We start from the raw sequence: 23,275 nt of genomic DNA on the forward strand, positions 1-23,275 counted from the left end.
CGCTCAGCGCTGCTGTTGCTGCGGCACGCCGGTCCCGACTCCAAAGCCGGTCCCGCGCGCCGCGGCAGGGGCGCCACCCTGGTTGCGGATCTCCACAACGCGCCGCTGGCGATAAGCGCTGCGGATCGTCGCATAAGGATCGAGTGAACTGGCCTTCACCTGGTCCACCGTCTCGATCAGGCTTTCGCGGGTATCGAGGGCGGTCAGCGCGGTGCGGGTGATGGTGATGGCTTCCAGCGTCTCCCCGCTATTGCCGGTCCAGGTCAGTGGATGGAGGGCGGTATCGACGCCGGTGCCCACCAGGTCCCGCGGGTTGGAGGGGCCGAGCACGGGCACGAAGAGGTAGGGCCCTTCCGGCGCGCCCCATACGGCCAGGGTCTGGCCGAAATCCTCGGTATGGCCGAGCAGGCCGAAATCGGTCGCGCGGTCGAAGATGCCGCCGATGCCGACCGTGGTGTTGACCAGGAAGCGCCCCATGGTGGTGGCGGCGCGCTGCGTGTCGCCCTGCAGCAGGTCGTTCACCAGGATGACGGGGGTGCGGAGATTGGCCAGCACGTTGCGGATGGCGGTGCGCAGCTCCGGCGGCAGGAAGATCCGGTAGGCCTCCGCCGCCGGGCGCAGCACCAGGGTGTCGATGCCGTCATGCACGAAGTAGGAAGCGCGGTTCAGCGGCTCCAGCGGGTCGTTGGTGGCGTTGAATTCCGCGACGGCCTCCGCATCCGCAGGATCGGGGCGGGTGGCGCAGGCGGAGAGGCCAAGCGCCAGTCCGAGGGCGAGCACGGGCGCGCCTAGGCGCTTCGCCATCATGCCTTGGCGGTTCTGCGTCATGCGGCTCAAACCTGGACCTCCGAGGGCAATGGCGGGGCACAACCTCCCCGTGCGGCCCAGCCCTTCCTGGGACGCAGGGTTCCCCTTATATGCGGCGCGGGCGGGCAACGGAACAACGGTGCCGCCGAAGTTACGAACGGTCATATCAACCAGGGGTTTTCCGCGTGGCGGCGGGACACTCCGCTGTGATGGATGCGAGAACGGACCGATGGACCAGGCCTATCCCGGCACCCTGCAGCGCTGGCTGACAGGCCCCCGCGTCGCCGGTCTTCCGGTGCCGAGCGAGATGCCGCCACCGAAGCTGTCCTTCGAGTTCTTCCCACCCAAGAACGAGGCCCTCGAGCAGTCCCTCTGGGCCGCGATCCGGCGGCTGGAGCCGCTCGGCCCCCGCTTCGTCTCCGTCACCTATGGCGCGGGCGGCACCACCCGGACGCGCACGCATGACACGGTGGCCCGGCTCGCCAAGGAAACCAGCCTGACCCCCGCCGCCCACCTGACCTGCGTCGGCGCCACGACCGCTGAGGTGGATGAGGTCGCGCGCGCCTATCTGGAGGCCGGGGTCCGCCACATCGTCGCGCTGCGCGGCGATCCGCCCGCCGGCGCCAGCCAGTACACGCCGCATCCCGGCGGCTATGCGCAGGCCGAGGACCTGGTGCGGGGGCTTCGCCGCATCGGCGATTTCGACATCAGCGTCGGCGCCTATCCGGAAACTCATCCCGCCGCGGCCTCGGCCAGCGCGGACCTCGACTTCCTGAAGCGCAAGATCGACGCGGGCGCGACGCGCGCGATCACCCAGTACTTCTTCGACACGGACATCTACCTCCGCTTCATCGACCGGTGTGCGGCGGCGGGCATCACGGTGCCCATCGTCCCGGGCATCCTGCCCGTGTCGAATTTCTCCCAGGTGAAGAAATTCAGCGCGATGTGCGGCGCCTCCGTCCCCGCCTGGATGGGCAAGCTGTTCGAGGGGCTGGACGAGGATGCGGAGACGCGGCGGATGGTCTCCGCCGCCATCGCCGCCGAACAGGTCCGGCTGCTGCAGGCCAACGGGGTGGACGAGTTCCATTTCTACACGCTGAACCGCGCCGACCTGACCTACGCCATCGCGCATCTGCTGGGGGCGCGCCCGAAGGCGGCCTAGGGCGCAAGCCCGAGGGGCATTCCAGGCTACCCCGCCGGGGCGGAACGACCTTCCCCTGCCGCCGCGCCGGGTCCAGCATCGCTGGGCCGGCGTGAGACCGGAGGAGGAAGCGCCCCATGACCCTGATCACCCGCCGCGCGGCCCTGCTGGCCGCGCCGGCCCTGGCCCTTGGTGGCCGCCTGGCCCAGGCCCAGGCCTTTCCCGCCCGGCCCGTCCGCATCGTCGTGCCCTATACGCCCGGCGGCGTGTCCGACATCACGGCCCGGCTGATCGCCGACCCCATGGCCACCGCCATGGGCGTGGCCGTGCCGGTGGAAAACCGCGCCGGCGCCGATGGGGTGATCGGGACGGAGGCCGTGGCGCGATCCCCCGCCGATGGGCACACCCTGGCCCTGGTTTCCGTGGGCCATCCCGTGAATGCGGCCTTCTACCGGCTGCCCTATGACACGATGCGGGACTTCACCTTCATCACGCTGACGACGAAGACGCCGCTGGTGCTCTGCGCCGCGCGGAACTTCGCGGCCTCCACGCCCGCCGAGCTGGTGGCGCATGCGAAGCGCAACCCGGCGGGGCATGTGACCTTTGCCGGCACGGGCGGGGTGGTGCGCCTGGCCCCGGTGCTCTTCGCCCAGCGCACCGGGATCGAGATGACCTATGTCCCCTATCGCGGATCGACCCAGGCGCATCCGGACCTGATTGCCGGGCGCGTCGACATCATGTTCGACACGGTGCCGGCCGCGCTGCCGCATATCCAGGCCGGCACGCTCAAGGCCCTGGCCACCACCGGCGCCACCCGCGCGCCGCAGCTGCCCGACGTGCCGACGATCGGGGAGAGCGTGGCGGGGTTCGAGGCCTCCACCTGGGGCATGGTGATGGGCCCGGCGAACCTACCCCCGCCGGTGCTGGACCGCCTGCACCGGGAGATCACGGCCGCCGTGCAGCGCCCCGACGTGGTGGCGCGCCACCGGCAGCTCGGCGCGGAGGTCGTCGTCTCCAACCCCGACGATACGCGGACCTTCGTGCAGGCCGAGATGGAGAAATGGGGCGCCGCAGCGCGCGCCGCCGGCGTCCAGCCCCAGAATGCCGGCTGACTGACGACGGTCCAGGCCCGTCTCGGGCCTGGCGGATGGGGTCCGGGGAAGGCAGCGCCTTCCCCGGGACTCACCAGCGAACGACTTTCTCCGCCAGGAAGAGCGTCGCCACCAGCGTGCCGGCGAAGATCATCAGGTGCATCCGCACCGCGTCCTTCCTGTAGATCATGGCCGGCGGCGGCGGCGGCTCGGCGGAGGCCGCCAGCGCCGCCAGTCCGCGCGGCTCCGCGGCCGTCGCCTGCGCGGCCATGGCCGCGCGCGTCTCCTCGGGCGTCAGGCAGGGGCCGAGATAGGTGAAGCGCTGCGCGGCCTCGGCGGCGGAAATCTGGCTGCCGTCCCACACCATCCAGGCCCGCAGCGCGCCGTTCCAGCCGATCGGCAGCGGCGCCGCGCCGCCGTCATCCGCGCGGGCGACCCAGTGCCAGGGCCGGTTGGCATCGGCGGGTTCGCCGGGGCGGGCGGGGTTCGGCCAGGTCATGCGCGCGTCGCTTCCTCAGGGTTGGGGGAAGCCTAGACCCGCCGCGCGCCGACTGGGAACGCCCTTCAGCGGACGCCCCTTACCGCACGCCCCGGGCCCGCAGCGCCTCATAGACCGGCTTCAGCAGGAAGGGGCTGAGGAAGAGCGGAAACTGGCAGAGCGCGAAGAACAGCAGGATGCTGGGATCGGTCGCCGCCGGCAGCACCGCGATGTAGAGCGCCATGTTCCGGTTGCCCGACAGCAACCCGGCCGAGAGCGCGACCCGCGTGCCCGCCACCGGCCGCATGGCCAGTGCCGTCAGGATGTTCAGTCCGAAATTGCCGGCGAAGGCCAGGGCGATGCCGCCCGCGACCCAGAGCGGCTCCGCCAGGATCTTCGCCTGCATCCCGTCCATCACGCCGAAGCCGTAGAGCACGACCAGCAGCACCACCGCGCCGTCCACCGCGCGCCCGGTTCGCGCCAGGCGCTCCGGCCCCGCCAGCCGGCGGATCGCCAGCGACAGCACCAGCGGCAGCCCGACCACCAGCGCCAGCCGCGTCATCAACGCCGAGAGGGAGATCGCCAGGTCGATCCCCAGCAGCCCGAGCGCGAGCGGCGGCGCGATGAAAGGCACCAGCAGGGTGGAGAGCACGGAGACGACCAGCGCGATCTCCCCATCCAGCCCCACCAGCCGCGCGAAGGCGGGGGAGGAGGTGGCGGCGCAGCCGGTCGCCATGATCACGACCGCGGCACCGAGCGCCCCGTCCAGCCCGACGGCGCGGGTGATGGCGAAGACGATCAGCGGGCAGGCCAGCAGCAGCCACACCAGCAGCACGGCCACCATCAGCGGCCGGCGGAGATAGGCCAGCACCTGCACGAAATCGACGCGCAGCAGCACCAGCGTCATCAGGCAGAACACACCCGGGGAGACCAGGTCCCGCGTCGCGGCGGCCAAGGGCGGGAAGATCACGCCGGCGAAGACGCCGAAGCCCAGCAGCGCACCGCCATGCCGGGCCGACCATTCGAAGGGGGCGAGGAGGATGCGCAAGGCCGCGTGGTTGGAGTTGTTCGCTCCGTGTTCTATATCCGGCTTGTGCAACCCCGTCATCTCCCCACCCTCGTCCTCGCCGCGCTGCTCCTCGCGGTCCCGGCCTATGCGGCCTGCACTTCCCCGGCCGCGCCGGAGGTCGTGTGGCGGCGGTGCCTGCTGGACGGGCGAGATTTGACGGGCGTCGATCTCAGCCGCGGCGTCCTGCGCGATTCCTCGCTGCAGCGCAGCCGACTGATGCGGGCGCGGATGGTGGGCGTGGACGCCGTCGAGGGGCGCTTCGTCTCCGCTGACCTGACCGGCGCGGATCTGACGGAAGCGACGCTCCGCAACGCCGACTTCACCCGCGCCGTGCTGCGCGGCGCGATTTTCAGCCGCGCCGACCTGCGTGGCGCGCGGCTGTTCCGCGCCGACCTCACGGGCGCGGACCTGACAGGGGCCGACCTCAACGGCGCCGATTTTTCCAGCGCCATCCTGGATGGCGCGGTCTGGACGGATGGGCAGCGCCGCTGCGCGGCCGGGAGCGTTGGCACATGTCAATGAGCGCGCCCGCGCCCGACTACATCACCCGCCTGAATCCCGAGCAGCGGGAAGCGGTGGAGGCGCTGGACGGGCCGCTGCTCGTGCTGGCCGGCGCCGGCACGGGCAAGACCCGCGTGCTGACCACGCGCTTCGCGCATCTGCTGATGACCGGCAAGGCGCGGCCGTGGGAGGTGCTCTCCGTCACCTTCACCAACAAGGCGGCGCGGGAGATGCGCGAACGCGTCGCCGCCATCATCGGCCGGCCCGTGGAGGGCCTCTGGCTCGGCACCTTCCACGCGCTCTGTGCGCGGATGCTGCGGCGGCACGCGGCGATCGTCGGCCTGCAGACCAACTTCACCATCCTCGATGCCGATGACCAGATGCGCCTGCTGAAGCAGGTGATGGCGGCGGCCAACATCGACAGCAAGCGCTGGCCCGCGCCGGGGATGATGGCGGTGATCCAGCGCTGGAAGGATCGCGGCCTGACGCCCCAGCGCATCACGGCGGCCGAGGACAGCGACTACGCCAACAACCGGGCCAGCGAGATCTATGCGGGCTACCAGAAGCGCCTGATCGAGTTGAACGCCGCCGATTTCGGCGACCTGCTTCTGCACATGACGGAGATCCTGCGCACGCGGCCCGACGTGCTGGCGGACTACCACCGCAGCTTCCGCTACATCCTGGTCGACGAATACCAGGACACGAACCTGGTGCAGTATCTCTGGCTGAGGCTGCTCGCCCAGCATGAGGATCCCAATCGCCGCAACATCTGCTGCGTCGGCGATGACGACCAGTCCATCTATTCCTGGCGCGGCGCCGAGATCGAGAACATCCTCCGGTTCGAGAAGGATTTTCCCGGCGCGCGCATCGTGCGGCTGGAATCCAACTACCGCTCGACGAAGCCCATCCTCGCCGCCGCCGCCGGGTTGATCGCCCGCAACACCGGCCGCCTCGGCAAGACGCTGCGCTCCGGCCGCAACGATGCCTGCGGCGAAAAGGTGCGCGTGGTGTCGCTCTGGGACAGCGAGGATGAGGCGCGCATGGTCGGCGAGCGGATCGAGGCCGCGCGGCGCTCCGGCCACCCGCTGTCGGAGATCGCGATCCTGGTCCGCGCCGGCTTCCAGACGCGCAGCTTCGAGGAACGCCTGATCACCCTCGGCCTGCCCTATCGCGTGGTCGGCGGGCTGAAATTCTACGAGCGCGCGGAAATCCGCGACGCCATGGCCTATCTCCGCGTCCTGCAGCAGCCCGCCGACGACCTGGCCTTCGAGCGCATCGTGAATGTCCCGAAGCGCGGGCTCGGCGACAGCGGCATGCGCGCGATCCATGAGGCGGCGCGCGCACAATCCGTGCCGCTGGCCATCGCCGCCGAACGCCTGGCGGAGACGGAGGCGCTGAAGCCCAAGCCGCGCACCGCCCTGCGGGAATTGATGCGCGGCTTCGCGCGCTGGCGCGCGCTGAACGAGAAGGAAGGCCATGTCGTCGCCGCCGCGACCGTGCTGGAGGAAAGCGGCTACACCGACATGTGGAAGCAGGACCGCAGCGCGGAAGCGCCGGGCCGGCTCGAGAACCTGAAGGAGCTGCTGCGCGCGATGGGCGACTATCCCTCGCTCGCCGGCTTCCTCGACCATGTCGCGCTGGTGATGGAGACGGATGAGAATGCGGAGGCCGAGCGCATCCAGCTGATGACCTTGCACGCCGCCAAGGGCCTGGAATTTGACACCGTCTTCCTGCCGGGCTGGGAGGAGGGGCTCTTCCCCAGCCAGCGCAGCATGGATGAGGGCGGCGAGAAGTCGCTGGAGGAGGAGCGGCGCCTGGCCTATGTCGGCATCACCCGCGCGCGGAAGACCGCGGTGATCAGCCACGCGGCCAATCGCCGCATCTACGGCAACTGGACCTCCTCGCTGCCCTCCCGCTTCCTCGACGAATTGCCGGCCGAGGCGATCGAGCGGGAGGGCGCCGCGCAGATGCGCGCGCATCGGATGGCCGACACGCCCTCCGTCTTTCTCGGCCAGCAGGGGCTGATGGCGCGCCGGCCGCGCGTGATCGAGGCCGGCGCCTGGGAGGTAAAGGAACGCCCCGCCCAGGCGAGTGGCATCGGCAAGGGGGAGCGGGTGTTCCACCAGAAATTCGGCTACGGCACCGTCACCGCGGTGCAGGATGACCGCCTCGACATCGAATTCGACCATGCCGGGGAGAAGCGGGTGCTGGACCGGTTCGTGCAGAAGGCAAGCGACGTCTGATGGCGAGAGACGTGTATTCGATGCAGCGGGACCGGCGCGCCGATCCGCTGGAGACCATCTGGATGGAGGGCCTGCCGGAGGACGCCGTGCCGGCCTTCGAGGCCGCCTTCCTGACGCATTGCCGCTCTGTCGCCCTGTTCAAGGACGAGCCCAGCGACACCTGGCGGGTGGAGGGCGTGCGCCCCCAGGGCACGCCGGACGACGAATTCACCGGCGCCCTCGCCCTCGCTTCCCTGATGGCCGGCGTCGAGCAGCCCGCGCTGCAGGTCGCCCCGGTCGAGGCCGAGGGCTGGCTGGCCCGCACGCTCTCGACCTTCGAGGAAATGCCGATCGGCGGCGATGTGCTGGTGCGGCCGACCCATGTGGCCCCACGCCGCCTCTACGGTCGCACGGTGCTGACCTTGGATGCCGGCATCGCCTTCGGCTCCGGCGAGCACAACTCGACCCGCGGCTGCCTGATCGCGTTTGAAAAAGTGTCGCGCGACCGGCGGCCAAAGCGGCGGCTGCTCGATCTCGGCACGGGGTCGGGGATCCTCGCCATGGCCGCGGCCAAGCGGCTGAAGCGCCCGGTGCTGGCCACCGACATCGAGCCCTGGTCCGTCCGCGTCGCGCAGGACAATGCGCGGATGAATGGCGTGGGCGGCCTGGTGCGGGCCAGGCTCGCCGATGGCTGGCGGGACCGGCATGTGAAGGCCGGGCGGCGCTACGACGTCGTCTTTGCGAACATCCTCGCGCGGCCGCTCTGTTCCATGGCGTGTGCCATGTCGGTCGGGCTCGCGCCCGGCGGCACGGCCATCCTGGCGGGGCTGCTGGGGACCCAGGCGCGGATGGTGCTGGCCGCGCATCGCCGGCGCGGCATGGTGCTGGAACGCATGCTGCCGCAGGGCGCCTGGACAACCCTTGTGTTGCGGAAACGCTGAAACATGCGACGGGGCCGGCTTCCTTGCGGAAGCCGGCCCCGTGCTTCCGCCCGGGGGCCCGCCGGGGCCCCCGGTGGGTAACTCAGGCGGCGAGCGCCTTGCTGGCCACCGCGACATTCGCGTTGGCGGGCTTCAGCGCCAGGCCGTTCGCCGGGCGGGGCTGGTTGGCGCTGAAGCCGGGCTCGAAGACGCGGGCGATGTCGCCGCGGGTCAGGCCGATATCGGCCAGCTCGCGATCGGACAGGGACCGCAGGTTCTCGTAGGTCCGGCGGCGCTCCGGCCAAGCGCGGACCGCCTCGGCGGCGTAGGCGATGCCGTGGCCGATGGCGGAGAAGAACTTCCGCACGCCGGCGGCAAGGGCCTCGTCCCGCGCGCGCATCGCGGCGAAGCGGATCGCTTCCAGCTCGGTCTCGCGCGTCAGGCGGGTGGTGGCGGCGTGGGGGAACAGGCCAACCTGTTCCTCGGGGATGCGGGCGTTCATGATGACCTCTGTTGTGGTGCGCGTCGGGGAATGTTCTGTCCTCGGCCGCGCTTCGCAGGTGCAACATAGGTGTTTGCGCGCCACAGGTGATGCGGTGAGGCAACAGCATAGCCATGCATGTAACGCATGAAACACTGTGGACATATGTTTCAACGTTAGAGCTTCGGTAACACATCCCGTGACGCATCCGCCCAAGACCCCCCTGGCCGACCGCCTCGCCGCGCTCCGCGCCCGCTTCGATACCCTCGGCATCGATGGGGTCCTGGTGCCCCGCGCCGACGCCTTCCTCGGCGAATACGTGCCGCCCTCGGCGGAGCGCCTGGCCTGGCTCACCGGCTTCACCGGCTCGGCCGGCCTCGCTTTGGTGCTGCGGGACCGCGCCTTCCTGTTCATCGACGGCCGCTACACCACCCAGGCGCGGCAGGAGGTGGATGGCAGCCTCTGGGAGTTCCGCCACCTCATCGACCAGCCCCCGGCCAGTGTCCTGAAGGCGGAGGCGCCGGGTCGCCGCATCGGCTACGACCCCTGGCTGCACCCGGAAGCGGCGCTGGAGCGCCTGAGCCAGGCCGGCGTCACGCTGGTGGCGCTGGACGGCAACCCGATCGACGCGATCTGGGCCGACCGCCCCGCACCCCCCGCCGCCGCGGCGGTGCCGCACCCCCTGGCCTTCGCCGGCCAGGATTCCGCGGCCAAGCGGGCGGAGGCCGCGGCGACGTTGCGCGCGGCGGGGCAGGGGGCCGCGGTGCTGGCCGATGCCCATTCCGTCGCCTGGCTGCTGAACATCCGGGGCAGCGACCTCTCCCACACGCCGCTGGCGCTCGCCGTCGCCATCCTGGATGCGGAGGGGGCGGTGGACCTCTTCCTCGATCCCGGCCGCGCCGATGCCGGGCTGCGCGCCCATCTCGGCAATGGCGTGGCCCTGCATCCGCCCGCCACCCTGCCGGATCGCCTCGCTGCGTTCGCCGGCCGCACGGTGCGCCTGGACCCGGACGTCACCCCGGCCTGGTTCGGCCGCGCGCTCCGCGCCGCCGGCGCCACGCCGGAGGCCGGGGAGGATCCCTGCCGCCTGCCCCGCGCCCGCAAGAACGCGGTGGAGCAGCAGGGCGCCCGCAACGCCCATCGGCGCGACGCCGTCGCGATGGCGCGCTTCCTCGCCTGGTTCGCGCAGGCCGCGCCGGCGGGCGGTCTCACGGAGATGTCCGCCGCCGCCCGCCTGCTGGCCTTCCGGGCGGAGGGCGAGCATTTCGTGGCGGAGAGCTTCCCCGCCATCTCCGGCGCCGGCGAGCACGGCGCCATCATCCACTACCGCGCCACGCCGGCGACGGACCGCCCGATCCGCGCGGAGGAGGCCTATCTGATCGACAGCGGCGCGCAGTACCGCGACGGCACCACCGACATCACCCGCACCCTCTGGACCGGCCCGGGCGAGGCGCCGGCGGAGCTTCGCGAACGCTACACCCGCGTGCTGCAGGGCCACCTGGCCCTCTCCGCGCTGCGCTTCCCCGATGGCATCGCCGGGCCGCATCTGGACGCGCTGGCGCGGCGGCCGCTCTGGCTGGCCGGGCTCGACTACGACCATGGCACCGGCCATGGCGTCGGCAGCTTCCTGTCGGTGCATGAGGGGCCGGCCGGCATCAGCCGGGCAGCGAAGCCGGTGCCGCTCGCGCCGGGCATGGTGCTGTCCAACGAGCCCGGCTTCTACCTGCCGGGGCATTACGGCATCCGGATCGAGAACCTGCTGATGGTTCAGCCGGCCCCCGGCCTGCCCGGCCAGGCCAAGCCGTTCCTGGCGTTCGAGACGCTGACCCTGGCGCCCTACGACCGGCGTCTGATCGACCTTTCCCTGCTGGCGCCGGCCGAGCGCCGGCAGATCGACGCCTACCATGCACGCGTCCTGGCGGAGATCGGCCCGCTGCTGACCGCGAGCGACCGCGCCTGGCTGCAGCAAGCCTGCCTGGCGCTGACGGGATGAGACCGGAACGACCCGGCATCGTTTGAATTGCAACCTATGCGGGTATTCTTGTGGCGCTGGGACGGAAAAAGTTGTTGATTGTCAGGGTCAACCTCCGCTTCACCCGCCGCTGCGACCCTGGAGCCCATGCCGAGCCCCCGCCTCCATCGTCGCTCCCTTCTGGCCGCGCTGCCCGCGCTGGGCAGTGCCCCGCTATGTGGCCCCGCCACCGCCTTCACCGGCGGCGCCACCGCCTCCCTGCGCTCCCTGGAACTGGGCGAGTGGCAGGCCTTCTGCGCCCGCTTCCTGGAACCCGATGGCCGCATCGTCGATGGCGGCAATGGCGGCGTCTCCCATAGCGAGGGGCAGGGCTGGGGCCTGCTCTGCGCCGAGCGGGCGCATGACCGCGATACCTTCGACCGCATCGTCGGCTGGACGCGCCGCACCCTGGCGCGCCGCCACGATGCCCTCTTCTCCTGGCGCTGGCGGCCGGAAGGGTCGGGCGGCATGGTCGATGACCCGAACAACGCCACCGATGGCGACCTGATGATCGCCTGGGCGCTGCTGCGGGCCGGGCAGCGCTGGCCCGACGGGGACTACACGGCACAGGGCGTCGCCATCGCCCGCGACGTGCTCCGCCTGCTTGTCCGGCAGGTGGGGGAGGAGACGGTGCTGCTGCCCGGCGTCGCGGGGTTCGAGCAGCGGGAGCATGTGATCCTCAATCCCTCCTACTATGCCTTCCCCGCCATGAGGGCGCTGGCGCAGGCCGTGCCCGATCCACTTTGGTTGCGACTCGCAGCCGATGGCCTGGGGCTGCTGCGCCGGGCGCGCTTCGGCCGCTGGAGCCTGCCGGCCGACTGGGTGGCGCTGCCGCGCAGCGGGGGAAGGCCGGCGCCGGCGCCCGGCTGGCCGGCGCGCTTTTCCTATGATGCGGTGCGGGTGCCGCTCTATCTCGCCTGGGCAGGGCTGGGCCGCGAACCCGCCGTGGCCAGTGCGGTGCGGTTCTGGCTGGACCCGCAGCACACCAGGCTTCCGGCCTGGGCCGACCTGACGTCTGACAGTGTCTCGCCCTACGCCGCGTCCCCAGGTATCCGGGCGATCGTGATGGTTGCGACGGCGCGCCAGGGCGGGCTTGCCACGCCTTTTCCGATACTACCCACCGTTGATGAGGCGCGGGACTATTATTCAGCCGTCCTGACCCTCCTCGCGCGTCTCGCGTGGAGAGATTCGTGAACGAGTAAAAGTTGGCGATGCTTTCAGGAAAGGGATTAGGTATTCCCTTAACGGCCAGGGCACGGCATGTTGCATTGCAATCGGGGGTTTCCAGCATATGGCGCAGGATACGGATGTCGCACGGGTCGCCGCAGCCTTGCGCGCCCCGGCCATCCGCTATCGTAGTTTCGGTAACGAACCGGTCAGGACGCCGCCCCCGGCGCCGGAGCCCGATACCTACGCCCTGCTCGGCGCCATGACCCAGGCGGCGGAAACCCCGCCGGAACAGGCGCTTCCCCCCGCCGAAGCTTGGCAGGCCCCGCCGAACGCCGCCCCGCCGCCAGCCTGGCCCGATCCGCCCGCGCCGCAGGCGTGGTCGGCGCCGCCCGCGCCGCAGGCGTGGCCTGATCCGCCTGCGCCGCAGGCGTGGCCCGAGCCAGCCCAGCCTGCGTGGCAACCGCCGGCGGCCGATCCATGGCCTGCGCCGGCGCAGCGCGCCGAACCGGAGCCTCCCTCCTGGGCCAATCCCGACCTGCCTCCGCTGCCGCCCCTGCCTGCGGAGCACGCCTGGACGCCGCCGCCTGCCCCGGCAGCCGTGGTCGCGCACCCCGCCGCCGCGGCTCCCCTTGCCGCGCCCGAGACGCCGCGCCCGGCGCTGCCGCCCCTGCCCCCGCTGCGCTCGCTGCCGCCCTTGCCCGAGCCCTTTCCGGCGCGGGACCCCGCGCCAGCCCTGGTCGCGCCACCGCCGGCCTCGTCCCCCGGCTGGACGCCCGCGCCGCCGCCAGAGCCAGTCTCGACGCCGCCGGCCGATCCGGCGCCCATCCAGCCTGCCCCCGTTGCCAGGCCCGCCACGCCGGCGCCGCCGGTCGCGGCCGCGCCGCGCCCCGGCGTGGAGGCCATGACCCTGCTGCGCGCCGCGGACATGGTGGCGCCGCTGCCCCCGCCGCCGCCCACCGGCCTGACCACCCTGGCCGCCCTGTCCACCGCCCCGGGCGCCGCGGCGCCTGGCGCGCAGCCGCGCAACCTTTTCCCGCTGATCGAGGCGCTGGACCTGCCCGGCGGCCTGCAACCGCGCCGTGACACCAGCGCCGCCCCGCCGCCGCCCGCCGCCATGCCTGCCTTGCGCGCGCGGCCGGTGCTGGTCCCGGCGGCGGATGTCGAGATGCCGCTGCCCGATCTGCTCCGCCTGCTGGCGGCCGGGCCCGATGGCGCGGCCGATGCCTACACCGCTATGCGCCGCCCGCCGCGCGCAGACCGGCCAACGACTTGACCGGAGGCTATCCCCTTCCATGCCCCTGATCTGCTTCGCCTCGCCCAAGGGCGGCGTCGGCAAGACCACCCTGGCGGCTAACCTGGCCGATGCGCTTCAGCGCGACGGCCGCCGCGTGCTGGTGATGGATTTCGACCCGCAGAACACGCTGCGCCTGCATTTCGGCGTGCCGCTGACCGACATGGGCGGCTTCACCGCGGACCTGCCACGCCGGCCGGACTGGCGTTCCTGCGTGCGGGAGACGCCGTCCGGCGTCATGGTCCTGCCGCATGGCGCGATGGAACTGCGCGGCGCCCTCGGCCTGGCCGCGGCGCTGGAGCGGGATCCGGACCTGCTGGCCGCGCCGATGCGCGCCATCCTGTCCGACCCCGGCCTGACCGTCATCGCCGATACCTCGCCCGGCCCGTCCCATGCGCTGGCGGTGCTGGTGCCCATGGCTTCCATGGTGGTGGCCGTGCTGCAGGCGGAAGCGATCAGCGCCGCGCTGATCCCGGATATCGACAGCGGCCGCTTCCTCGGCTCGGGCACCATGGCGGCGCTCTTCGCCGGGCGGCTGCGCGTCGTGCTGAACGAGGTGGACCTCAACTCCCGCCTGTCCCGCGCCGCGGCCGATGCCGTGGCGCGCCATCTCGGCCCGCGCCTGCTCGGCGCCGTCAGCCGTGACGAGACGCTGGCGGAGGCGCTGGCCATGCAGAAACTGGTGCAGGAGATCGCCCCGGACAGCCGCGCCGCCGAGGACATCCGCGGCATCGCCCGCGCGATCGAGGCCGCGCTGCCCAACGCGCCGGAGAGCTTCGGCCTCGGCTGGGGCGCCCGATGAGCTTTGGCCAGGCGCTACGCCACGGCCGTGCCTTCCGCGGCGGGATCTGGGCTCGCCCCTGGATCTCGTTGCCGATCATGGTGCTCGCCGCCCTGATCGGGACCACCTTCATCGTGGCGCCGCTGGACGCCGAGCAGCAGGCCTGGCTCGCCGTCGCGGGCTTCCTCCTGTACCTCGTCGCGGACCGCATCCCGGGCCGGGGGATGACGATCTTCATCGTCCTCGTCTCCGTCCTCGTCTCGCTCCGCTACATCCACTGGCGGCTGGTGGACACGCTGGAATTCACCAGCTTCTCCCAGACCTTCCTCGGCACCGGCCTGCTGCTGGCGGAGGTCTATGCGATCTCCACCATGCTGCTCGCCTATCTCCAGGTCATCTGGCCGCTGGACCGCAAGCCGGTGCCGCTGCCCGAGGACCCCGAGGAGTGGCCGACCATCGACGTCTTCATCCCGAGCTACAACGAGCCGCTGGAGGTGGTGAAGCCCGCCATCTACGGCGCGCTGGCCATGGACTGGCCGCGCCACAAGATGAACGTCTACCTGCTGGATGACGGGCGGCGCGACGAATTCCGCCGCTTCTGCGAACAGGTGGGCTGCAACTACGTCATCCGCGCCGACAACAAGGGCGCCAAGGCCGGCAACATCAACGCCGCGCTGAAGAACACCACCGGCGAATACATCGCGATCTTCGATTGCGACCACGTGGCCACGCGCGCCTTCCTCCAGCTGACCGTCGGCTGGCTGCTGCGCGACCGCGACCTCGCCATGGTGCAGACCCCGCACCATTTCTATTCGCCCGACCCCTTCGAGCGGAACCTGGCCTCCGGCCAGCGCGTGCCGAACGAAGGCCTGCTCTTCTACGGCCTGGTCCAGCAGGGCAACGATCTCTGGAACGCCGCCTTCTTCTGCGGCTCCTGCGCCGTCATCCGGCGGGAGGCGCTGGAGGAAGTGGGTGGCGTGCCCACCGTGACGGTGACGGAGGATTGCCACTGCTCGCTGAAGATGCAGCGGCGCGGCTGGCGCACGGCCTATATCCGCATCCCGCTGGCCGCCGGCCTCGCGACCGAACGGCTGATGCTGCATATCGGCCAGCGCATGCGCTGGGGCCGCGGCATGATCCAGATCCTGCGCATCGAGAACCCGATGACGTCGGAGGGTCTCCGCTTCGCGCAGCGCTGCTGCTACTTCATGTCGCAGTTCCACTTCCTCTTCCCGCTGCCGCGTTTCGTCTTCCTGACGGCGCCGCTGGCCTTCCTGCTGTTCGGGGAGAGCATCATCGCCGCCAGCCCGCTGGCCATCCTGGCCTATGCCGGGCCGCACATCCTGCATTCCGTGGGCGCGACCAGCCGCCTGTCCGGCCATGTCCGCCACAGCTTCTGGTCCGAGATCTACGAGACGGTGCTGGCGCTGTATCTCATCCCCGTCATGCTCGCGACGCTGCTCGACCCGAAGAAGGGCAAGTTCAACGTCACCGACAAGGGCGGCACGTTGCAGGAAGGCTTCTTCGACCTGCGCGCGGTCGGCCCCAACATGGTGCTGACGCTGGCGCTGATCGCGGGCCTGCTGTCCGGCATCTACGGGCTGACGACGAACCCGGTGGAGAGCCTGGACTTCCAGGCCTTCGCGCTGAACTTCGTCTGGGCGCTGCTGTCCTTCGTCGTGGTGCTCGCCGGCCTCGCCGTCGGCCGTGAACGCCGGCAGGTGCGCGAACGCGCCCGCGTCGGCGCCGTGGTCGCGGCGAATGTCGTGCTCGCCGATGGACGGGTGCTGGAAGGCGAGACGATGGACCTCTCGCTCGGCGGTGCCGCGGTGACGGTCGATCGGCCGGAGGACGTCGCGGATGACGCGGCGGTGACGCTGGAACTGGATGTCGGATCCGAATGGGTCGCCATCCCCGCGGAGATCCTCCGCTGGAACGAGGCTCGCCTGCAGGTGCGGTTCGCCGCGCAGACGCTGCATGACGAAGGCAATATCGTCCGCGCCGTGCTCGGCCGCGCGGATGCCTGGGTGGATTGGGACGACGTGCGAGAAGACAAGCCTCTCCGCAGCCTGGTGGAGGTTGCCCGCTCGATCGGCGGCCTGTTCCGTGGCGACAGCCAGTTCTCCTTCTTCGTCCGCCGCGGCCGGCAGCCCAAGAAGCCTACGGTCCGCATCGTGCCGCCGCCGGGGACGGAAGGTGCCGACAGCGTCGTCGCCGGGGAAGCCGCGCCGCCGCCCGCCTCCACGCGCCGCCCGCGCGGGGAAAGCAGCATCCGCCGCGCCGCCGCCATCGCGCTGATGCTGGCACTCGGCGCGCCCGGCATCGCGCTCGCCCAGGTGAACCTGCGCGGCGCGCCGCCCCCGCCAACCCCGCTGCAGCCCGGCCCCCAGGGGCTGCCGCTGAACCTGCCGCCGCAATCCCCGGGCGCCGGTACTTTCGGCGCTCCGGCGGGCGCCGGCACCTTCGGCGCTCCGGCGGGCGCCGGCGCTTTCGGCGCGCCCGGGGCGGGTCAGCCGCTGACGCCCGGTGCGGGCTCACCCTTCGCGGCGCCGGGCCAGGCACCGACCTCCGGCGGCTTCGCGCCGCCGCCGCCGGCCCTCGGTGGCGGGCTCCTCTCCACGCCCCAGGGCGCTGGGCAGGCGCAGGCCCCGCTGCCCGGCGGCCCGCTGCCGGCGGCGCAGCCCGCCTTCACCGGCGTGCCGATGGTGGGCAGCTTCGGCTCCCCCACCGGCGACGGATCCTCCCGCACCGAGACGCGGACCCTCCGCCAGCTCGGCCTGCGCGCGCCGATGCAGATGCGCGGGACCTCCGACCTCCAGGGCGTGCTCTTCGGCGTCCGGGGCGATGAGGTGGTGACGGCCGCGCGCCTCGTGCTCCAGGGCGCGACCAGCCCGGCGCTGATCCCGGAATACAGCCAGATCGCGATGTCGCTGAACGAACAGTTCGTCGGCGTCGTGAACCCCGACCGCAACCGGCCCGCCTTCGGCCCGCTCGAATTCCCGATCAATCCGGTCTTCTTCGCCGACCTCAACCGGCTGAACTTCCGCTTCACCGGCCGCTACACGGTGGAGTGCAACGACCCGCTCTCCGGCCTGCTCTGGGCCAATATCTCCGACCTCTCCACCCTGCAGGTGACACTGGAGCGCCTGCCGCTGCAGCGCGACCTGGCCCGCCTGCCGGAGCCCTTCTTCGACCCGCGCCTGCTGCGCGAACCGCTGATCCTGCCGGTCGTGGTGGCGGAAGCGGCGGGCAATGACTCGCTGAAGGCCGCGGCCGCCGTCGCCTCCTGGTTCGCCGTGCAGGCGGATTACCGCGGTGCCAGCTTCCCCGTCTCCTTCCAGCTGCCGGCGCGCGGCAATACGGTGGTGATCGCCGCGGGGAACGAACAGATCGCGGGCGTGGCGCTGCCGCGCTTCGATGGCCCGACGCTGGCGCTGGTGCCGCATCCCGCCGATCCCTACAGCCTGCTGCTGATCGTCGGCGGCCGGACGGGCGCGGAAGCGGCGCAGGCCGCGACCGTGCTGGCCGGCAGCAAGGAAGCGCTGGCGGGCGAGATCGCGGTGGTGCAGCCCATCACGCTGCCCGCGCGCCAGCCCTATGACGCGCCGCGCTGGATCCGCAGCGACCGCCCCGTGCGCTTCGGCGAACTGGTCGATCCCAGCGAATTGCAGGCCTATGGCTATGCGCCGGGCCCGATCGCGCTGCCCTTCCGCACGGCGCCGGACCTCTACACCTGGCGCGGCCGTCCGCTGCCGGTGGACCTGCACTATCGCAGCCCGCCCGGGCCGATCATGGATGTGGCGGTCTCGCGCCTCGATGTCGCGCTGAACGACATCTACCTGCGCAGCCTGCCGCTCAGCCCGCCCGAGGCGCCCTGGCCTATCAACCTGCTCAGCCGCCAGGTCGGCCAGGCGGATCGCCAGAGCTCCCGCTTCGGCCTGCCGGCCTACCTCATCTTCGGCATGAACGAGCTGCAGCTGCGCTTCGACATGCGGCCGATGCATCGCGGCGACTGCGTCGCGGTGCCGGCGGATGTGCGGGCCTCCATCGACCCCGACAGCACGATCGACCTGACCGACGCCTACCGCTTCACCACCCTGCCGAACCTCGCCTTCTTCGCGGGGTCGGGCTTCCCCTACACGCGGATGGCGAATTTCAGCGACACCGCCGCGGTGCTGCCGGAACGGCCGAACCCGGTGGAACTCTCCTCCTTCCTGACGCTGATCGGGCGCCTCGCCTCCCATGTCGGCCATCCCGCCACGGGGATCGAGGTGGTGCGCCCCGGCGGCATGGAAGCCGTGGCGGCGCGGGACCTGCTGGTGATCGGCACGCTCGGCCGCCAGCCCGCGCTGAACACGCTGCTGCGGGAGGATGGGCCGGTGAAGCTGGACGGCAACCGCCTGTCCGTGGCCCTGCCCGACACGATGGAGAGCTTCCGCAACCTGTTCCTCGGCGATGAGCCGCGGATCGCGCGCGAACAGGCCTCCGCGCTGCTGACCTCGACCGGCGACGGCCTCGGCATCCTGATGGGCTTCGAAAGCCCGCTGCGGAGCGGCCGTTCCGTCGTGGCGCTGACCGGCACCACGTCCCAGGGGCTGGAGATGATGCTGGCCGCGCTGCGGGATCCCGAGCAGTCGCCCCGCATCCAGGGCGACCTCGCCATCCTCAGCGGCGGGCGGATCAGCAGCTTCTCGCTCGGCGGCCACTACACCGTGGGCAGCCTGCCGCCGCATGTCTGGCCGCAATACTTCATGTCCACGCGGCCGGACCTGCTGCTGCTGCTGCTGGTCGCCTCCTGCGCCATCGTGGCCATCCCCGCCTACTGGGCGCTGCGTCGCCGCGCCGCCATCCGCCTCCGGACCCGCACGACATGATGTCGCTCCGCATGCCACACCGTCCCAGCCTGCGCACCGGCCTGCTTGGCACGGCGCTGGTCGCGGCCTCGCTCGTCATGCATCCCGCGCTTGCCCAGGAACGGGGCGTGGCCGCGCTGCTGGACCAGGCGAACTACTGGAAGCTGCAGAACCGCCCGGACCAGGTGATCCGCACCCTGGAACGCGTGCTGCAGGTGGATGCCCGCAACGCCGATGCGCTCTCCGGCATCGCGGAGGCCCAGGCCCAGCTCGGCAATACCGCGCAGGCGCAGGATGCGCTGGCCCGGCTGCGCGCCCTGGCGCCGGCCGACCCGCGGACCCTGCAGGCCGATACCGCCGTCCGCACCTCCACGGTCGATGCCACGGCGCTCGCCCAGGCGCGGCAGCTGGCCCAGGCCGGCCGCAATGCGGAAGCGGTGGAGCGCTACCGCCAGATCTTCGCCGGCGCCCCCATCCCGGACACCTTCGCCCTCGAATACTACCAGACCCTGGCGGGGACCGAGGCCGGCTGGCGGGAGGCGCGGGACGGCATCGGCGCGCTGGCCCGCCGCGCCCCCAACAACACCGCCATCCAGCTCGCCAATGCGCAGATCCTCACCTACCGGGAGGAGACGCGCGCCCAGGGGATCGAGCAGCTCCGCCGCCTCTCCGGCCAGGGCGACAGCCAGCAGAGTGCCACGGCCGCCTGGCGCCAGGCGCTGACCTGGCTGGGCGAGGGGCCGGAGGCCGTGCGGCCGCTGGAAGGCTACCTCCAGCAATTCCCGGATGACGCGGAGATCCAGCGCCGCCTGGAACTCGCCCGCAACCCGCCCGCCACGCCGGCCGACGACATCGGCCTGAACCGCGTGGCCGGCTGGCGCAACTTCAACGGCAACCGGCTGCGGGAGGCGGAGGAGAACTTCAACGCCGTCCTGGCGCTCGACCCCAATGATGCCGACGGGCTCGGCGGGCTCGGCCTGATCCGGCTGCGCCAGGGCCGCCAGGCGGATGCGCGCCGGCTGCTGACGGCGGCGATCGAGGCCGATCCCTCCCGCCGTTCCTCCTGGGAGCGCGCGCTCCAGGGTGCCTCCCAGCGCGGCGGCCCTGGCGGGCCGGGTGGTGGTGGCGGTGGCGCGCCGGGGCCGGACATCCAGGCCGCGCGCAACCTCGTCGATGCCGGCAACTACTCCCAGGCCGAGGCCATGCTGGCGCGCATCACCGCGCGCAATGGCGGCGACCGCCCGGATGCGGAGGCGCTGCTCGGCGACATCGCGCTGCGCCAGGGCAATGCGGGCCTGGCGGAGCAGCGCTACCGCGCGGCCCTGGCCCGCCGCGGCAATTTCGGCGCCGCCATGTCGGGCCTGGCCAATTCCCTCCAGGCCCAGGGCAAGTTCGCCGAAGCCGAGGAGGTGTTCCGCCGCATCGGCGGCACCAACGCGCCGCAGGTCCGCGCCGATGCGCTGCGGGCCGAGGCGCAGCGCACGGATGACCCCGCCGCCGCCGCCGCGCTGCTGCGCGCGGCCGTGCAGAACGACCCCTCCAACCCCTGGCCGCGCCTCGACCTCGCGCGCCTCATGGCCCGCAGCGGGCAGGGCGCCGATGCCCGTGCGCTGATCGATGCCAGCGTCGCCAGCCGCGCGACGCCGGACGCGATCCACGCCGCCGCCATCTTCGCCACCGAACAATCCCGCCCGGGCGACGCCATGCGCCTGCTGGAACGCATCCCCGCCGGGGTGCGTACCGCCGACCAGACGCGGATGCTGAACTCCACCCGCATCCAGGCGCAGGTGAACGCCGCCGCGGCGCTGGCGACCCAGGGCCGCCGCCAGGAAGCGCGGCAGCAGCTCCTCGCCATGGCGTCCCGCCCCGATCCCTCGGGCGAGGTCGGGCCCGCCGTGGTGCGCGCGCTGAACGCCATGAACGACCCGCGCGGCGCGCAGGAAGCGGCGCGGCTCTACGCCATCAATGCGCGCGCGCAGCAGCCTTCCACCCAGCTCGCCGCCGCCGGCGCGCTGATGGAGGCGGGGCTCGACCAGGAAGCGGCGCAGCGCGCCACGCAGATCGACCCGAACCGCCTGACGGCGGAGCAGCGCCGCGTGGCGAATGGCCTGGCCTCCGGCCTGTCGATCCGCGCGGCGGACCAGCTGAATGCCCGCGGCGACCGCGCCACGGCCTTCGACGTGCTGGTGCCGACCCTGCAGAACGACCCCGCCAACCCCGCCGCCAATTTGGCGCTGGCCCGGCTCTACCAGGGGGCGCGGGACCATGAGCAGGCCGGGCGCATCGCCGATGCCGTGCTGTCCCGCAACCCGCGCGACACGGATGCCCGCACCGCGGCGCTCGACGCCGCCGTCGCGGCGCGGGACTGGGCGAAGGCGGAGGCCCTGATCAGCGAGGGTCGCGCGCTGATGCCGAATGATGCGCGCATCCCGCTGCTGGAAGCGCGCCTGGCCCGCGCCTGGGGCGACCAGCGCCGCGCCCAGACCGCGCTGCAGCAGGCGGCGCAGCTGCGCCGGCAGCAGATCGGCCTCGATACCCAGCCGCCCAGCGTCATCACCGGCGGCGTGCTGCCGCAGGCGACGCTGCCGCAGCAGCGCGTGACCCCGGGCTACGAGAACCCCTTCCGCCGCACCCCGCTGGCCGGGCAGGACCTCTCCCCCGCCCAGCTGCAGATGATGCAGGCGAGCCAGGGCCTGGCACCGGCGGCGCCGGGCATGCAGGGCATGCAGTTCGCGCAGCTCCAGCTGCCGAACCAGTCCGCCCAGCCCGCCGACCCGCTGCTCAGCGAGATCAACCGCCAGCTCGGCGAGGTGCGGGAGGAAGCGGCACCCCGCATCAACCCGGCGCTCGGCATGCGCGTCCGCTCCGGCGATTCGGGCATCGACAAGCTGACGGAAAGCCATGCGGGCGCCGAGGGCAGCATCGCCATGCCGGGTGTCGGCGGGCGGCTCACGGCCCGCGTCAGCGCCGTCAGCCTCGATGCCGGGGACCTTTCGCCCCAGCTCGGCTCCATGCGTCGCTATGGCGGCTTCGCCTCGACCCTGCCAGGCCCCAGCGGCACGCTGTCCTCCCAGCAGGCTGCGCAGGCCGGCAATACGGGGTCGAGCCAGTCCGGCGTGGCACTCGGCGCCGCCTATTCGCGTCCGGGCTTCACGGTGGATATCGGCACCACCCCGCTCGGCTTCCTGCAGGAGAACTATGTCGGCGGCATCGAGATCGCGCCCGAGATCGGGGACGGCGTCCGCCTGCGCCTGACCGCCGAGCGCCGCGCCATGACCGACACGCTGCTCTCCTGGGGCGGGCGGCGCGACCCCGTCACCAGCACCATCTGGGGCGGCGTGGTCCGCACCGGCGGCCGCGCGCAGATCGAGTTCAGCAGCGGCGAGACGAACTTCTACATCGCCGGCGGCTACTTCACCTTCGCCGGCGACGGCGTCGCCGAGAACAGCCGCATGGAGGCCGGCGCCGGCTTCCAGACGCCGCTCTGGCGCACGGCGAATGAGGAACTCGTCACCGGCCTCGACCTCGTCTACTTCGCCTATGACAAGAACCTGCGCTTCTTCACGCTGGGCCATGGCGGCTATTTCAGCCCGCAGAGCTTCATCTCCGCCAACGTCCCCATCGACTATCGCGGCCGGTCGGGCGACCTCTCCTACCGCATCGGCGCGACGGTGGGGCTGACCACCTTCACGGAGGACCGGACCGCGGTCTTCCCGAACGACGCCGCCCGCCAGGGCGCGCTGGAAGCGGCCTCCGCCGCCGACAGCTCGATCAACGCCTTCTATGCCGGCCAGACCAAGACCGGCCTGACGGGCGGGCTGCGCGGCGACATCGAATACATGCTGACGCCGCAGCTCCGCATCGGCGGCGCGCTGCGCTTCGACCAGGCCGCGGATTGGAGCGAGACCCGCGGCCTCGTCTATGCCCGCTACCGCTTCGACCGCTGACCGGGACGGGCCCATGAGTGAGAACACCCCGGCGGACGCCATGACCGCCGCCTACCTGGCCAGGCGCGGCGTCTCCGCCCAGTGGCGCGCCTTCCTGCGTGCGCTGGTGGAGACGCTGGACGCGCATCTGGACGAGGCCGGCCGCGCCTCCCTGATGCACATCATCGGCCGCCGCATGGCGGAAGCCATGCCGCTGCGCCACTGCGACACGCTGTCGGGCCTGGAAGCCCAGGTGAACGAGGTGCTGGCCGGCGCCGAATGGGGCTTCTGCCGCCTGGCGGTGGATACGGAGGCGCGGCGCCTCGTCATCACCCATGCCGCCGCGCCCTCCATCGGCACGGGCGCGGATGCGGAAGGCAGCTGGATCGGCTCCGTGCTGGAAGGGCTGTGGGGCGGCTGGATGGCCGAACAGCCCGGCGCGGACCCGGCCATGACCGTCACGGTCGCGGCCGCCACGCCGGGGGAGACGGTGCTGCACTACGCAAAGGGGTGATTCCCGGGGAAGGCGCCGC

16 protein-coding genes are annotated in these 23,275 nt (G+C 72.1%); 12 read left to right on the top strand and 4 right to left on the bottom strand.

All coding sequences use genetic code 11. The features are described 5' to 3' along the window. Positions 1–3: 3 nt before the first annotated feature. Positions 4–828, bottom strand: a complete 825-nt coding sequence (locus G3576_RS13880) for an MlaA family lipoprotein (protein ID WP_164695013.1) — start codon at positions 826–828, stop codon at positions 4–6. 208 nt (positions 829–1,036) lie between these two features. Here G3576_RS13880 and metF point away from each other — a divergent pair, with 208 nt between their 5' ends. Both metF and G3576_RS13890 read left to right on the top strand, forming a co-directional pair. Then, positions 1,037–1,969: a methylenetetrahydrofolate reductase [NAD(P)H] gene (metF, locus tag G3576_RS13885; protein ID WP_164695014.1), complete on the top strand. Its 933-nt coding sequence runs from the start codon at positions 1,037–1,039 to the stop codon at positions 1,967–1,969. Between the two features lie 116 nt (positions 1,970–2,085). Further along, positions 2,086–3,060: a tripartite tricarboxylate transporter substrate binding protein gene (locus G3576_RS13890; RefSeq protein WP_164695015.1), complete on the top strand. Its 975-nt coding sequence runs from the start codon at positions 2,086–2,088 to the stop codon at positions 3,058–3,060. Between the two features lie 70 nt (positions 3,061–3,130). On the opposite strand, the gene G3576_RS13895 is transcribed toward G3576_RS13890, so the two are convergent. Further along, on the bottom strand, positions 3,131–3,538 hold the full coding sequence (locus G3576_RS13895) for a hypothetical protein (RefSeq protein ID WP_164695016.1): 408 nt from the start codon (positions 3,536–3,538) through the stop codon (positions 3,131–3,133). A gap of 79 nt (positions 3,539–3,617) precedes the next feature. Next, on the bottom strand, positions 3,618–4,565 hold the full coding sequence (locus G3576_RS13900; RefSeq protein WP_235951924.1) for a hypothetical protein: 948 nt from the start codon (positions 4,563–4,565) through the stop codon (positions 3,618–3,620). Positions 4,566–4,592: 27 nt separating this feature from the next. On the opposite strand from G3576_RS13900, the gene G3576_RS13905 reads away from it, so the two are divergent. Genes G3576_RS13905 through G3576_RS13915 form a run of 3 tightly spaced genes read left to right on the top strand, consistent with a single transcriptional unit; the run spans position 4,593 to position 8,250 of the window. After that, on the top strand, positions 4,593–5,108 hold the full coding sequence (locus tag G3576_RS13905; RefSeq protein WP_328729098.1) for a pentapeptide repeat-containing protein: 516 nt from the start codon (positions 4,593–4,595) through the stop codon (positions 5,106–5,108). Continuing rightward, positions 5,099–7,330, top strand: coding sequence for an ATP-dependent helicase (locus G3576_RS13910; protein WP_164695019.1), 2,232 nt, complete (start codon positions 5,099–5,101; stop codon positions 7,328–7,330). The genes G3576_RS13905 and G3576_RS13910 overlap by 10 nt, the downstream gene beginning before the upstream one ends. After that, on the top strand, positions 7,330–8,250 hold the full coding sequence (locus G3576_RS13915; RefSeq protein ID WP_235951926.1) for a 50S ribosomal protein L11 methyltransferase: 921 nt from the start codon (positions 7,330–7,332) through the stop codon (positions 8,248–8,250). The genes G3576_RS13910 and G3576_RS13915 overlap by 1 nt, the downstream gene beginning before the upstream one ends. Positions 8,251–8,332: 82 nt before the next feature. Here G3576_RS13915 and G3576_RS13920 read toward each other — a convergent pair whose 3' ends face one another. Beyond that, on the bottom strand, positions 8,333–8,731 hold the full coding sequence (locus tag G3576_RS13920; protein ID WP_235951928.1) for a DUF1127 domain-containing protein: 399 nt from the start codon (positions 8,729–8,731) through the stop codon (positions 8,333–8,335). Positions 8,732–8,909: 178 nt separating this feature from the next. Between G3576_RS13920 and G3576_RS13925 the strand changes: the two genes are divergently transcribed. The 7 genes from G3576_RS13925 (at position 8,910) to bcsD (ending at position 23,256) form a co-directional block, all read left to right on the top strand. After that, the gene (locus G3576_RS13925; RefSeq protein WP_164695020.1) at positions 8,910–10,703 is read left to right on the top strand and encodes an aminopeptidase P family protein; all 1,794 of its coding nucleotides are present in this window, start codon (positions 8,910–8,912) and stop codon (positions 10,701–10,703) included. A 126-nt stretch (positions 10,704–10,829) separates the two neighbouring features. After that, a complete protein-coding gene (locus G3576_RS13930; RefSeq protein ID WP_164695021.1) occupies positions 10,830–11,915 on the top strand; it encodes a glycosyl hydrolase family 8 in 1,086 nt (361 codons plus the stop codon). Positions 11,916–12,489: 574 nt separating this feature from the next. Beyond that, complete coding sequence (locus tag G3576_RS13935; protein ID WP_164694958.1) at positions 12,490–13,164, top strand: hypothetical protein; 675 nt, start codon at positions 12,490–12,492, stop codon at positions 13,162–13,164. A gap of 19 nt (positions 13,165–13,183) precedes the next feature. Beyond that, positions 13,184–13,984: a cellulose synthase operon protein YhjQ/BcsQ gene (locus tag G3576_RS13940; protein ID WP_164695022.1), complete on the top strand. Its 801-nt coding sequence runs from the start codon at positions 13,184–13,186 to the stop codon at positions 13,982–13,984. Beyond that, complete coding sequence (gene bcsA / locus G3576_RS13945; protein ID WP_268888540.1) at positions 13,981–18,837, top strand: UDP-forming cellulose synthase catalytic subunit; 4,857 nt, start codon at positions 13,981–13,983, stop codon at positions 18,835–18,837. Before G3576_RS13940 ends, bcsA begins: the two co-directional genes overlap by 4 nt. Before the next feature lie 11 nt (positions 18,838–18,848). Further along, on the top strand, positions 18,849–22,763 hold the full coding sequence (locus tag G3576_RS13950) for a cellulose biosynthesis protein BcsC (RefSeq protein WP_164695024.1): 3,915 nt from the start codon (positions 18,849–18,851) through the stop codon (positions 22,761–22,763). Between the two features lie 13 nt (positions 22,764–22,776). Then, positions 22,777–23,256, top strand: coding sequence for a cellulose biosynthesis protein BcsD (gene bcsD / locus G3576_RS13955; protein WP_164695025.1), 480 nt, complete (start codon positions 22,777–22,779; stop codon positions 23,254–23,256). Positions 23,257–23,275: the final 19 nt, after the last annotated feature.

Source organism: Falsiroseomonas algicola, from assembly GCF_011040385.1.
In the GTDB taxonomy this organism is placed as follows: Bacteria; Pseudomonadota; Alphaproteobacteria; order Acetobacterales; family Acetobacteraceae; genus Falsiroseomonas; species Falsiroseomonas algicola.